This is a genomic window from Acinetobacter sp. 226, assembly GCF_048147925.1.
In the GTDB taxonomy this organism is placed as follows: domain Bacteria; phylum Pseudomonadota; class Gammaproteobacteria; order Pseudomonadales; family Moraxellaceae; genus Acinetobacter; species Acinetobacter pecorum.
On the sequence record NZ_JAYWYX010000008.1, the window covers coordinates 27,451 to 40,504 of the forward strand.

Below are 13,054 nucleotides of genomic sequence, written 5' to 3' on the forward strand. Positions count from 1 at the left end.
ATCGTCATGCTGAAAAAGTATTTATTCCTGACTAAGCCAGGAATTCTCTTCGGTAACTTTGTTACCACTTTGGGTGGCTACTTTGTAGCCACTCAAGGTTCTGTAGATTTCCTTCTCCTGCTTATTACCTTGCTCGGTACTACGCTTGTCGTAGCATCAGGATGTGTGGTCAACAACGTGATTGACCAGGACATCGACCAAAAAATGCAGCGCACAAAAAATCGTGCTCTCGTCACCAAAGCCATCTCTGTACCTGTTGCCCTGTGCTTTGCCCTGGTATTAGGCCTTGTTGGTTTTAGTCTTTTATGGTTCTGGGTAAATGCGTACGCTTTCTTATTCGCGGTGATTGGTTTTGTCGTATATGTCGGTTTTTACAGCCTATGGACAAAACGAACCACAATTCATCAAACTGTTGTAGGTAGTATTTCTGGTGCAGCTCCGCCTGTCATTGGTTATACCGCAGTAGCCAATCAATTTGATTTAGGTGCGTTACTGATCTTTTTAGGTTATGCATTATGGCAAATGCCTCACTCATGGGCGATTGCGATTTACCGCTTTGATGATTACAAAAATGCAGGTATTCCGATTTTGCCTGTAGCGCGTTCGATTCATCGTACCAAGGTTGAATCACTGGTTTATGTGGTGTTATTCACACTCACCATGAATGCGTTATTTGTCTTTGGTTATGCCAACTGGCTCTATGCAGTGGTTTTAAATTTACTGTGTATGTACTGGCTGTATCTGGGTGTGATTGGATTTAAAGCTGAAAATGATCAACTTTGGGCAAAGAAATATTTCTTGTTCTCTGTGATCCTGATTACTGTCATCAGTATTATCTTTAGTTTTACCTCAACTGCGCCATCTACACAGATTGTGTTTTTTTAAAAAGGATAGAGTTAGTCTCTATCTTTTTTATTTTGATTTCTCTTAATCCCCTACTTCCAATAGTTGTAGAGCAGCATCAAAAATTCGGCTTTATTTTTATAAAGCTAAACCTCGATCTTCCTGATTGCTTGTAAAATTCAATCTTTCTGGCTCCAGACTCCGATTATTCAGTTTTTCTAGATTTTTAACCTGATAAGTCCAGCTTGATCTTCGCAACAATACATGTGCTGAATTTAACCAGTCCAAATTTGGTTAAAGCCAAAATAAGGTTCTGATAATCGGTCTGGTTATAGAGATAATTTCGCGAAAATCTCTTATTTGGTTGAAATTATCCTTAAAGATCACTACAATTCCCCCTTCGCAAACACTGCGACACAACTTTGGTTGTGACTCCTTGCTTCAATTTACTTAAATTGGGGCTGTCCAAACCGTAAGGAGCTGACAATGCGTCATTACGAAATCGTACTTTTAGTACACCCTGATCAAAGCGATCAAGTAGTTGGTATGGTAGAACGCTACCTAACTCACATCAAAGAAGCTGAAGGTCAAATCCACCGTCTTGAAGACTGGGGCCGTCGTCAATTGGCTTACCCAATCAACAAGATCCACAAAGCTCACTACATTCTTATGAATGTTGAGTGTGGTCAAACTACTCTTGATGAGCTTGAAGAATTATTCCGTTATAACGACGCAATCATTCGTAGCCTTATCATCCGTCGTGAAAACGCTATCACTGAAGAGTCACTATTGGCTAAAAGTGCTGAAGAAAAACGTGCGCGTAAAGCTCAACGTGAAGAAGCACAACACGCTCAAGACTCTGCTGAAGCTTAAGGAGAACATAACATGGCACGTTTTTACCGTCGTCGCAAGTTCTGCCGCTTTACAGCTGAGAACGTTACGTACATCGACTACAAAGATATCGACACTTTAAAACAGTACATCACTGAAAACGGCAAGATTGTTCCTAGCCGTATTACAGGTACTAAAGCTCGTTACCAACGTCAATTAGCGCTAGCTATCAAACAAGCTCGCTACTTGTCTTTGATCCCTTACACTGACAATCATAAGTGAGGTTGAGCTGTGGATATTATCTTATTACAACGCATTAAAAACCTAGGTAAACTAGGCGATAAAGTTTCAGTTAAAGCTGGTTACGGCCGTAACTTCCTTATCCCACAAGGTATGGCAGTTGCTGCAACAGAATCAAATACTGCTGCTTTTGAAGCTCGTCGTGCTGAACTTGAGAAAGCTGAAGCTGATGTTTTAGCTGCTGCTCAAGCACGTGCTGACCAATTGAACGAAGTGAACATCGTTATTACTGCGAAAGCAGGCGACGAAGGTAAACTATTCGGTTCTATCGGTACTCGTGACATCGCTGACGCGTTGACAAATGCTGGTCTAGAAGTAGACCGTGCTGAAGTACGTCTTCCAAATGGCGCACTTCGTCACACTGGCGAATTTAACATCGCAATCCAATTGCACCATGATGTTATTGCAGAAGTTCTGGTTACTATCGTAGCTGAGTAATTTCTCGCCTCAAAAAGAGCATGCTTTCGCATGCTCTTTTTTATTTCTAAAAAATATAATCTAGTCAATACCGCCCAATTCATTTTATCATTCGTGTTTCTAAAAAATTGCACTTCGCATTTTTGATCAGAGCGCGTATCATTTCATCTCGTAGTGAATAAACGCTATTCATCTCCGACGATATTTTACCATTGTATTTAAAATCAGGGATTTATATGTCACAGGCGAATGCCAGCAAAAAGGTACCTATTACTAAACCGGAAATTGTTACTGAAAATAGCAATCTCAAGGAGTTCCGTACCCCGCCCCACAATTTAGCAATTGAACAGGCTGTACTTGCTGCCCTTATGACTGTGGCTGAATCTTTTGAACAGGTCGGTGATGTACTGACCGAAAATGATTTTTATGCTACCCGACATAAATATATTTTCCGTGCCATTGAACAGCTCTCTAAAGAAAACTCACCTTATGATGCGGTTCTAGTGCATGACTGGCTAATCAAACAGAATCTGCTCGATGCCATTGGTGGCGAAGAGTATTTGATGCAGCTGATGGCAGATTCACCCTCGAGTTTCTATAACCTGGAAACTTATGCTGGGAAAATTAAAGAGTTTGCTACCCTGCGCAGCATGATTAAAGTCAGCTCTGAAATTTTACAAAATGCCTATGACACCAAAGGCCGTACCGTCAGTGAAATTCTGGATCTGGCTGAGACCAATATTTTCTCGATTGCCGAACAGCATAATAACAATGCCAAAGCACAAGGCCCTAAGCCGATCAACTCGGTGGTTGCAGACGTATTTGATAAATTAAATGAACTGTCACAAATGGAAGGCAGCATTACCGGTTTAACTACTGGTTTTGTAGAACTGGATAACAAAACTTCCGGTATGCAATCTGGCGATTTAATTATTGTCGCGGCGCGTCCATCCATGGGTAAAACCACCTTTGCCATGAATCTGGTCGAAAGTGTTTTATTCAATAACAACCTGCCTGCTCTGGTCTATTCAATGGAGATGCCAGCCGACTCGATCGCCATGCGTTTGATTTCTTCATTTGGTCGCGTGCATCAGGGACATTTACGTTCCGGTAAAATGGACAGTGATGAATGGTCAAAAGTCACCAGTACCATTGTGCATTTACAAGAAAAAAATCTGTATATCGATGATTCTTCTGCGCTTCCACCGACAGAATTACGTGCCCGTGCGCGTCGTATTGCCAAAATGCATGGCGGAAAACTAGGCTGTATCATGGTCGATTACCTGCAGCTGATGAAAGTTCCTGGCATGGGTGATAACCGTGTTGGCGAAATCTCGGAAATTTCCCGAAGCTTAAAAGCTTTGGCAAAAGAAATGCAATGTCCGGTAATTGCCTTGTCGCAGCTTAACCGATCGCTGGAGAACCGTCCAAACAAACGCCCGGTGATGTCCGACTTGCGTGAATCCGGTGCGATCGAGCAGGATGCCGACTTGATCATGTTTATTTACCGTGATGAGGTTTATAACAAGGAATCGAAAGAAGCCGGCACTGCCGAGATTATTATCGGTAAACAGCGTAATGGTCCAATTGGTACCGTACGTCTGGCATTTGAAGGTCAATATACCCGTTTCAGTAACCTCTCTCCTGAGTTCTATGCCCAGTATGATGATGAAGAGTAAGTATTCAAGTTTGATCTGAGTGTAGAAAAGAGGCCGAAATGGTCTCTTTTTTATTTAGAATGCTTGCTGTGCATGAAATTATATAAATGAGCATGTCCATTTATAGTAGATAGGTCTACAATATTCACAATTTTGAAATGACCGCTTTTGTTTTCACAATCCTGTTATTTCTCTCCCTGTTTTGTGTGTTCCACACGATATTATTTTTGTCATCCCGCAGGAGTATCTAGGGTGCGCCAAGCTACAGTTTATATTGACAGTGAAGCACTGCAATATAATTTAAACCGTGTCAAACAACTTGCCCCAACCGCTAAAATCGTCAGCATGGTCAAAGCCAATGCTTACGGACATGGAATTAAAGACTGCTTAGCAGCCTTAAAAGATAGTGATGCCTTTGGTGTCGCCTGTCTGGAAGAAGCCCTGGAAATTCGTGAACTCGGCTACCAGCAACCCATTACCCTAATCGAAGGCATTTTCTCTGCAGATGAAATGCAGGTTGTGATCGATCAGAATATTGAAGTCATTGTGCATCATCAGCCACAACTGGACTGGTTACTGGCAAATAAAGAAGCCTATATTGCGAAAGGCCTAAAAGTTTGGGTAAAACTCAACAGCGGTATGAACCGTCTTGGTTTTAAAATTGATGTGATTAAAGATGTGATAAATCAATTAAAAGCAGAAGGTTTTACCTGCGTGCTGGCGATGCACTTTGCCAATGCTGATGCGGAACATCCTCTCAATGAACAGCAAATCCAGCAGTTCTTGGAAGTGAAGAATGACTGCGCACCTTTAATGGGTTCTTGCTGTAACTCAGCTGCGATCTATAAATATCCAGAATTGCATTTTGACTTTGTTCGTCCGGGCATCATGCTCTACGGCGCGACTCCATTTGCAGACAAGACTGTACATGATCTAGATCTAAAACCAGTCATGACTTTTACCGCTGAAGTGATTGCATTGAATAATATCAAACCTGGTGAACATGTCGGTTATGGTTCAACTTTTACTGCTGACAAAGACATGACCTTGGCCATTGTTTCTATCGGTTATGGTGACGGTTATCCACGTGCTTTCCCAAAACAGAACCATGTAGCGATTAATGGTCAGCAAACCCGTGTGATTGGCCGTGTGGCGATGGATATGATCGCTATTGATGTCACAGGATTAGAAGTGCAATTAGGTACAGAAGTCGAACTTTGGGGGGAAACCCGTCTAGTGGATGATGTAGCGACAGCCAATGGTACGATTGGTTATGAACTATTATGCCGACTCAGCAATCGGGCACGACGTAAAGTAATCTGATTTAATCTAAAGATCCAAAAAAGCCCAACCAGTGTTGGGCTTTATTTAGGCTGACTTTTGTTCTTCACCTTGCTCTACACATAATTGCAGCAATAGAGCATCAACATGACTTTGCTGAAATGCAAAAGGGTTAAAGTCATTAAATCCCATGTCCTGACAGAATTGCTGGATTTGACTGCGTTTAGAAATATATTTCATCGACCAGTCCGGGAAACTCGGATATTCAATTTCCTTGGTTTCAAATAGTTTAATGTCCTGATGGCGCGGATCTTTATTCAGCCTCTCGACCAGCAGACTTTTTAAAGTAAGACACTCACCTTCCAGACATTGAAAAAAATAACCATCAGCAAAATACAGCACACCTGTAACTTGATGCTGGTAATTAAAATCACGAGCCTCTTTCAAAATATTCGCTAAATCTTCAAGCAAATCAGTTTTGGGAGAAGTACTTTTACTGGCGTAACAAAATTGGTACATGTGCTAACTTCTCTTTTTTTATTATGCCTGACGCATAGAAGTTAACACTGTACGTGAAAAACCGGACCTACGATAGGTTTTTACAAGAAATACTCATTAGATGGAACCGGAAGTTCTGCCAGTCCTTTTTTCAAGGTTTCTGACCATTGCCGGCTGATTGCCGTGAAATACTCGTCATCTTCAGCAATACGCTTACCTCTCGGCATCATCAGACTGTCCTTTTTATAGACCAGTACATCGAGTGGCATACCAACTGAAACATTAGAGCGCAAGGTAGATGCAAATGAAATCAGGGAACAGCGCAAGGCTTCATCCAGCGGCATATCATAAGTCAGCGCGCGATCCAGGATTGGCTTGCCATATTTGCTTTCGCCAATCTGGAAATATGGTGTATCTCGTGTCGCACAGATAAAATTTCCCTGCGGATAAACATGATAAAGCTGCATATCCTGGTCTTTGAGTTGTCCACCCACCAGCAGATTACAATAATAATTGCTCTGTTCTGAAATATCGCTCGTGACGTTGGCAATTACTTTTTTCAGCATGCTTCCCACCAGTTCCGCGACATCAAACATGGTATGCAGGCTCAATATATTAGGTTCCTGCTTCAGTTCAAGCTGATTTTTGATATGTCCGATCACGGCTTGGGTGGTTGCCAGATTGCCGGATGCCTGTATCACGATCATACGTTCCCCAGGAACTCCGAAGGTGTATAGCTTTCGAAATACAGAGATGTGATCTACTCCGGCATTGGTCCGGGTATCACTGATAAATAGCATACCTTGCTCTAAACGCAATGCACAACAATACGTCATTAGTTCGTCCTTATTAACATCCTAGCACCTGAACGCTGGAAAGCATGGATTCCACACCACCCATCTCTCTTACACCGCGTACCGGTGCCACATCCCAATAATCCCGTCCAATTGCCACATAAACATGCGAACTTGGAGTGAACAGCAAATTACTGACATCAAAACAATACCATGTCTGGTCTACAAACACCTCGGCCCAAGCGTGACTGGCCAGATGCGAGGCATTTTGTGCATATAAATAACCAGACACATAACGGGCAGGTAAACCCAGATATTTACACATGGCAATAAAAATATGGCTATGATCCTGACAAACCCCCTGTCTGGACTCAAAGGCATCTATTGCTGTGCCTTGTACAGAAGTGCTGTTGGAAATATAAGGTACATGCTCCAGCAATGCCTGTGCCAACCCAATCAGATGCTGACGGCTTAATACAGGGACATGACGTTGTGCAAAATCCTTCATTGCTACATTACACTGGGTCGATTCGGTCGGCTGTAAAAAAAGATTGGGATTGATTGAATCATTCAACCCACTCTGATGTGCAGGATTCAGCTCGACAATCCCCTGTGCCATAATGGTTAAGGAATAGTACGGCTCGCGCTGGTTACAGGTCATCCACAAATTTTGGAATGCATCTTTTCTTATCTGTTTATAACCAGGTACACTGATATCCCACGAATGCACCCGCTGATGCGCATTGTTCGAAGGCATCATTTTGATGTACTGAATACTGTTCCTCACCTCGGCCGTGTACATATAATGGGTTTGGTGATTCACCATCAATTTCATACATCTGCCTCAAACAGTTGATGAATATGGTCGCTAAACTGATAGAATTCAATCCGGTTTGGCTCTGCACGCAACTGTTCCCAGTACTGTTCCAGATCGCCCCAGCCCATTTCCACCAAAATTTTGACGATATAATCAATTTTACCCAGTGTAGTACCAGTTTCCTCACCCAGACGCAAATGATGATCAAGCTGTTCTACACACTGGCCTAAACTAAAAAACAGAAAGATATCGGAAGACTCCGCTTCCAGAATCTCTTCACATTCATTCACTACTTCACAAATATAACCGGCATTTTTGTCTGCAGTTTTGATCAGCTTCATCATCTCCGCATAGCCTGATGCCGACAATACTCCGCGCAACTCCTGAATATTATCTTTGGCAATTCCTAACTGCTGGCTAAAAGATGCCAGTTGAGTAGGATCGAGTAGCAGCTCATTTAAGGAGCTGGCATCGAAAGCAGGTAAACAAAAGGCGTGTGCATAGGTTAAAGCCGCTTCATCTTCTAAAAATGGAAAGCGGGCACATAAAAAATGTGTGCGGGCTAAATAGCGCCCTAACCAAAAAATATGTTTTGCATTGCTATTTAGCAAAACCATGACATTTTTCCTTCTTTGGAATTTTATGAATGTAAATTGTCGACTACCCAGGTATCTTTAATACCGCCACCCTGGGATGAATTCACCACCAGTGAACCAGGTTGCATCGCTACACGTGTCAAGCCACCCTGTACGATTTCAGTACGATAAGGTGAACTCAGTACAAAGGGGCGTAAGTCGATATGACGTTCAGCAATACCAAAATTGGTTAAAGTCGGACTAACCGATAAGTCCAAAGTTGGCTGCGCAATATATAAATGTGGCGCAGCTAAAATTTTCTCCCTAAAATCTTCAATTTGCTGTTTAGATGCCTGTGGGCCAATGAGCATGCCATAGCCACCAGAACCTTGGGCTTCTTTCACCACCAACTGATCCAGATGAGCCATGACATAGTCCAGTTCTTGTGAATTACGACATTGATAAGTCGGAACATTCTTCAGAATTGGCTGTTCGCCCAAATAAAAATGAATCATTTTGTCGACATATGGATAAACTGATTTGTCATCTGCCACACCAGTTCCTGGAGCATTTGCAATCACGACATTATTTTGCAAATAAGCTGACATCAAGCCAGCTACACCCAAGGTGCTATCCGGTTTAAAGTATAATGGATCGAGAAAAGCGTCATCGACACGTCTATAAATAACATCGACTCGTTGGCGACCACGTATAGTTTTTACATAAACCTTCGAGTCATCAACAAAAAGATCACGTGATGTTACCAATGGTACATCCATCTCTCTTGCAAGAACCGCATGCTCGTAGTATGCACTATTGAAAAGTCCTGGCGTCAGTACCACAACAAATGGCTTATCGACATAGGCATTTTCTATCAAAATTTCTTTTAATAATTGTGGATATTGCTCAATTGCAGCAATCTTGGACTGTTCGAATACTTTCGGCATCAGCTTTTCACTGATCTTGCGGCATTCCAGCATATAAGCTACACCCGATGGCGTTCTGAGATTATCTTCCAGAACATAAAACTCGCCTTTGGAATCACGGATCAGATCTATACCGCTGATCTGGCTATAAATCCCGCCTTTCAAGCTGTGTTGATACATGTGTGGCTGATAGGCCTCATGGGTCAAAATCTGCAGTTCAGGAATAATATTGGCTCTTAAAATATCCTGTTGATGATAAATATCATGCAGAAATAGATTTAGTGCACGTACACGTTGGGCCGAACCTAAAGCCACCATATTCCACTGTTTCCGGTCAATGACTCTCGGAATGATATCAAAGGGAATCGTTCGCTCTACGCCTTCTTCCTCCCCATAAACCGTAAAAGTAATACCGTGATGTAAAAAATGTTCTTTTGCTACCTGATTAAGTGTATTAAGTTCATCAAGAGTATGTTGAGATAACCATTCTTCTAGTCTTTGGCCGGCCTGACTGGACAGCACATGCTCATCCTGCATTTCATTAAAAAACTTTGAAGACAGTTGCTGCAATAAAAGTTGTGGATTGGTTGTTGTAGATACCGTTGGGGTTTTAGTGTCTATAAAATTCTTCCCAAGATTTGGAGAAGTAAATTTATCAATCGCTTCAATCACATTTGTATCCTGATTTCCTTTAAGCATACAAACCCTCGTATTATCATCTATTCTAATTTAATCAAAGCAATATCTATGCCAGCGCATCTATATTCCGCCTATCATTAATCTAGGAAATACCATTTAAACTCAATGCTATTTCTTGCCAAGTTGTTTTTAGTTTGTAGGACAATTGTTGCGTTTAAGGACTTGCGAAAAAATGTGAGTTTTCTTATTGTGTTAATCTAAGTTCAAATCCCGTCTTTTATTGCCAGTAAAATACACTATGTCAGCACAAGAAAAAGAAACCTCGAACAGCTTGTATCGCCAATGGCAAATCTTGTCGCGTCTTTCTACCGGCAAATGGATGGGAACACGTGAATTACAGGAAATCCTGAATCGTGAAGGTATCGATATCAGTCTGCGTACTATTCAGCGTGACCTGAACCAGATTGCGCAACGCTTTCCAATTGAAAGTAGTAAGACCACACCACAAGGCTGGCGTTGGCGCTCAGATGCGCCACTGCAAAGTTTGCCGCATATGACCAGCTCGCAAGCCGTCACCTTTATGATGGTCGAAGAACATTTAAAACACCTGCTGCCACCAAGCCTGATCGAAGAAATGAATCCCTGGTTTGATCTGGCGCGGCGCAGTCTTTCCTCCCAGAACAATGTCCGGCAATGGATTAATCGCGTGCGTATTGTTCCAGCTACCCAGCCACTGATTCCACCTGTTGTTGATAAAGCGGCTCAACAAGCCGTGTATGAAGGCCTGTTACAGGACAAACAACTGGAATGTGTGTATCAGGGTCGTGTTCATAACAGCGAAGAAAAAACCTATATTCTCAATCCTCTGGCCTTGGTGCAAAAAGGTTCCATTATCTATTTGGTATGTACCCGTCATGACAAGTCCGATATCCAGACTTTTGCCCTGCATCGCTTTAAATCTGCCGTAGTACTGAATTCACGTGCCTTGCATCCGGTGAATTTTGACATTGATGAATATATTGATTCTGGTGCACTGGGTTTCCGGGTGGATTTCAATCAGCCTACTGAGAACGTCACGCTTAAATTAACCATGTCGGAAGCAGATGCACATTATCTGGAAGAAAGTCAGCTTAGCAAAGACCAGAAAATTGAAAAAATAGATAAGGGTATGGCATTAATCACAGCCACCGTGCCATTTACCTCACAACTGGTCTGGTGGCTGCGTAGCTTTGGTAAAAAGATTAAACATATTGAACCGAGTATTGTGGCGGATGCAGTCAATCAACGGGATGAGGGGAATCCTTAGCCAGGGTTTCATCGAGATTTTATAAAAATTAAAAATAAAAAAGCCCCCAAATTGGGGACTGGAGAATTATACTTATATTTTTGTAATTATTGTGGTGATCTGTCGCTGTGCCCACCTGCCTCTCTTTGGTACCCTGAGATTCAGGTTGGATGAAAGTTCGATATTTAAAAATAACTGAGACATGAGCAAGCCAGTTCAGCAGTATTAAAGCGAATGGACTTTTTGGTCATGGGATCAAGCTCCTATATAATAGTGGATAAACCAACTATAAAATTATCGCTCCATCTTGTGAAATAAAGAGAATATCTATCTTATGCAGATTTTTTCTATAGGAATTTTTCAGTAATGTTTATCAGCAATCGCCATGGAATCATTGCATCACTTGGTAGGGTTTTCGGCAAGTTTATAAATTGAATAACAATTCTCTGCTTGTATAAGATAACGGGCTCTGCACATCATAAAGCCCTGTAGAAGTAGAAATAGGGACTTAATTTTACAATGGCTAACCCTGCGCAATTAGTACGTCATAAACTGCTTAATACGTTTTTTTCCCGCCATTCGGTCTGGTTTGCCTGCATTCTGATTGCAGTGATTTTTACCACATTCCATATTGGTTATTCGCCGCGTTATATCTATTATTTCATGCCGCAAACTTTGGTGAATACCCTGTGGATTCTGAGTATTCTCCTCAGCCTATTGGGTTTGTATGATGTACTGCAAAATAAGCATTCTATTCTGAAAAATTACCCAATCATGGGACATTTCCGCTTTATCTTTGAAGAATTCCGTCCAGAGATTCGTCAGTATTTTATTGAAGCCGACCGCGATGCACTGCCTTTTTCCCGCATGCAACGCAGTCTGGTGTACCAGCGGGCGAAAAACGAAAACTCAGATAAACCTTTCGGTTCGATCCTGAATGTTTATGAAGATAATTACCGCTTTGTCAGTCACTCTATCACCCCCTGTAAAGTTGCCGATCCGCAGACTTTTCGTATCCTGATTGGGAATGAGCAATGTACACAGCCATTTTCAGCGTCTATTTTAAATATTTCAGCCATGAGCTTTGGCAGCATGAGTGCCAATGCGATACGTGCACTTAATCTCGGTGCTCAAAAAGGTGATTTTTTTCATGATACAGGCGAAGGCAGTATCAGTCCCTATCACCTGGAATATGGCGGTGATCTGGTCTGGGAAATTGGCAGTGGATATTTTGGCTGCCGTACTTTAGACGGACAGTTCGACCCGGAACGTTTTGCTGCTCAAGCCAAGTTACCCCAAGTCAAGATGATTGAAATCAAGCTTTCGCAAGGCGCAAAGCCCGGACATGGTGGAATTTTACCTAAAAGTAAAATATCGGAAGAAATCGCACAAATCCGGGGCATCAGCCGTGATCATGATTGCGTTTCACCTTCTAGCCATCCGGCATTTAGCACCCCAATTGAAATGATGAATTTCATTCAACAATTACGTGAACTTTCCAATGGAAAACCAGTCGGTTTTAAGCTGTGTCTGGGTCAGCCTTGGCAATTTATGAGTATCGTAAAAGCCATGTTACATACCCAGATTTACCCGGATTTTATCGTGGTCGATGGATCTGAAGGTGGAACCGGAGCTGCGCCAATTGAGCTAATTGACTATGTCGGTGCACCATTAAGAGAAGGTTTACTGTTTGTACATAATACCCTTGTTGGTGCAGGATTGAGAGATAAGATCAAAATTGGTGCAAGTGGTAAAGTTATTAGTGCATTCGACATTGCCAGCACGCTTGCCATTGGTGCGGATTGGGTGAATTCCGCCCGTGGTTTTATGTTTGCAGTGGGCTGTATTCAGGCACAAAGCTGTCACACCAATCAATGTCCGGTTGGAGTCACGACCCAAGACAAAGATCGCCAAAAAGCACTACATGTACCAACCAAGGCAGAACGCGTCTTTCATTTTCATAAAAACACCTTGCATGCTCTATCTGAACTGATCGCTTCCGCAGGTTTAAAACACCCTTCAGCCATTAAGGCACATCATCTGGCGCAACGTGTGAATAGTCACGAAATAAAAAACTTTGCACAGATTCATTTTTGGTTGAAAGAGGGAGAATTATTGTCTTGTGAAAATAAGGATGATGAAAACTTCTACTTCCGGATGTGGAATTTGGCCAAATTAGAACAATTTTAA

Annotated in this window: 13 protein-coding genes; 8 read left to right on the plus strand and 5 right to left on the minus strand. The window is 42.1% G+C overall.

The genetic code is table 11. The features are described from left to right. Positions 1–6: 6 nt before the first annotated feature. The 6 genes from cyoE (at position 7) to alr (ending at position 5,372) form a co-directional block, all read left to right on the plus strand. Complete coding sequence (gene cyoE, locus VXP95_RS04985; RefSeq protein WP_416711584.1) at positions 7–885, plus strand: heme o synthase; 879 nt, start codon at positions 7–9, stop codon at positions 883–885. Positions 886–1,329: 444 nt separating this feature from the next. Further along, positions 1,330–1,716 (plus strand): 30S ribosomal protein S6, encoded by a 387-nt coding sequence (gene rpsF / locus VXP95_RS04990; RefSeq protein WP_004278789.1) that lies wholly within the window; start codon positions 1,330–1,332, stop codon positions 1,714–1,716. A gap of 12 nt (positions 1,717–1,728) precedes the next feature. Further along, positions 1,729–1,956: a 30S ribosomal protein S18 gene (gene rpsR / locus VXP95_RS04995; protein WP_004278792.1), complete on the plus strand. Its 228-nt coding sequence runs from the start codon at positions 1,729–1,731 to the stop codon at positions 1,954–1,956. Between the two features lie 9 nt (positions 1,957–1,965). Beyond that, positions 1,966–2,412 carry a 50S ribosomal protein L9 gene (gene rplI / locus VXP95_RS05000; protein ID WP_064096517.1) on the plus strand — a complete coding sequence of 149 codons (447 nt, stop codon included), beginning with the start codon at positions 1,966–1,968 and terminating at the stop codon, positions 2,410–2,412. Positions 2,413–2,627: 215 nt separating this feature from the next. After that, positions 2,628–4,070 (plus strand): replicative DNA helicase, encoded by a 1,443-nt coding sequence (gene dnaB / locus VXP95_RS05005; RefSeq protein ID WP_064096518.1) that lies wholly within the window; start codon positions 2,628–2,630, stop codon positions 4,068–4,070. A 231-nt stretch (positions 4,071–4,301) separates the two neighbouring features. Then, positions 4,302–5,372, plus strand: a complete 1,071-nt coding sequence (gene alr / locus VXP95_RS05010; protein WP_416711586.1) for an alanine racemase — start codon at positions 4,302–4,304, stop codon at positions 5,370–5,372. 45 nt (positions 5,373–5,417) lie between these two features. Here alr and VXP95_RS05015 read toward each other — a convergent pair whose 3' ends face one another. From VXP95_RS05015 to VXP95_RS05035, 5 genes are all read right to left on the minus strand, one after another. Next, positions 5,418–5,849: a BLUF domain-containing protein gene (locus VXP95_RS05015; protein ID WP_004645416.1), complete on the minus strand. Its 432-nt coding sequence runs from the start codon at positions 5,847–5,849 to the stop codon at positions 5,418–5,420. 80 nt (positions 5,850–5,929) lie between these two features. After that, complete coding sequence (locus VXP95_RS05020) at positions 5,930–6,664, minus strand: proteasome-type protease (RefSeq protein WP_004645417.1); 735 nt, start codon at positions 6,662–6,664, stop codon at positions 5,930–5,932. A 13-nt stretch (positions 6,665–6,677) separates the two neighbouring features. Beyond that, positions 6,678–7,457: a transglutaminase family protein gene (locus VXP95_RS05025; RefSeq protein ID WP_004645418.1), complete on the minus strand. Its 780-nt coding sequence runs from the start codon at positions 7,455–7,457 to the stop codon at positions 6,678–6,680. After that, the gene (locus VXP95_RS05030) at positions 7,454–8,056 is read right to left on the minus strand and encodes an alpha-E domain-containing protein (protein ID WP_004645419.1); all 603 of its coding nucleotides are present in this window, start codon (positions 8,054–8,056) and stop codon (positions 7,454–7,456) included. The genes VXP95_RS05025 and VXP95_RS05030 overlap by 4 nt, the downstream gene beginning before the upstream one ends. Positions 8,057–8,079: 23 nt before the next feature. Then, the gene (locus tag VXP95_RS05035; protein ID WP_416711587.1) at positions 8,080–9,639 is read right to left on the minus strand and encodes a circularly permuted type 2 ATP-grasp protein; all 1,560 of its coding nucleotides are present in this window, start codon (positions 9,637–9,639) and stop codon (positions 8,080–8,082) included. 238 nt (positions 9,640–9,877) lie between these two features. Here VXP95_RS05035 and VXP95_RS05040 point away from each other — a divergent pair, with 238 nt between their 5' ends. Continuing rightward, on the plus strand, positions 9,878–10,885 hold the full coding sequence (locus tag VXP95_RS05040) for a WYL domain-containing protein (protein WP_144723808.1): 1,008 nt from the start codon (positions 9,878–9,880) through the stop codon (positions 10,883–10,885). A gap of 498 nt (positions 10,886–11,383) precedes the next feature. Then, the gene (locus VXP95_RS05045) at positions 11,384–13,054 is read left to right on the plus strand and encodes a glutamate synthase-related protein (protein WP_416705773.1); all 1,671 of its coding nucleotides are present in this window, start codon (positions 11,384–11,386) and stop codon (positions 13,052–13,054) included.

Coding starts and splice junctions, on each gene's coding strand:
- cyoE (WP_416711584.1), top strand. CDS start 7: ATGCTGAAAAAGTATTTATTCCTGACTAAGCCAGGAATTCTCTTCGGT.
- rpsF (WP_004278789.1), top strand. CDS start 1,330: ATGCGTCATTACGAAATCGTACTTTTAGTACACCCTGATCAAAGCGAT.
- rpsR (WP_004278792.1), top strand. CDS start 1,729: ATGGCACGTTTTTACCGTCGTCGCAAGTTCTGCCGCTTTACAGCTGAG.
- dnaB (WP_064096518.1), top strand. CDS start 2,628: ATGTCACAGGCGAATGCCAGCAAAAAGGTACCTATTACTAAACCGGAA.
- VXP95_RS05015 (WP_004645416.1), bottom strand. CDS start 5,849: ATGTACCAATTTTGTTACGCCAGTAAAAGTACTTCTCCCAAAACTGAT.
- VXP95_RS05020 (WP_004645417.1), bottom strand. CDS start 6,664: ATGACGTATTGTTGTGCATTGCGTTTAGAGCAAGGTATGCTATTTATC.
- VXP95_RS05025 (WP_004645418.1), bottom strand. CDS start 7,457: ATGAAATTGATGGTGAATCACCAAACCCATTATATGTACACGGCCGAG.
- VXP95_RS05030 (WP_004645419.1), bottom strand. CDS start 8,056: ATGGTTTTGCTAAATAGCAATGCAAAACATATTTTTTGGTTAGGGCGC.
- VXP95_RS05035 (WP_416711587.1), bottom strand. CDS start 9,639: ATGCTTAAAGGAAATCAGGATACAAATGTGATTGAAGCGATTGATAAA.
- VXP95_RS05040 (WP_144723808.1), top strand. CDS start 9,878: ATGTCAGCACAAGAAAAAGAAACCTCGAACAGCTTGTATCGCCAATGG.
- VXP95_RS05045 (WP_416705773.1), top strand. CDS start 11,384: ATGGCTAACCCTGCGCAATTAGTACGTCATAAACTGCTTAATACGTTT.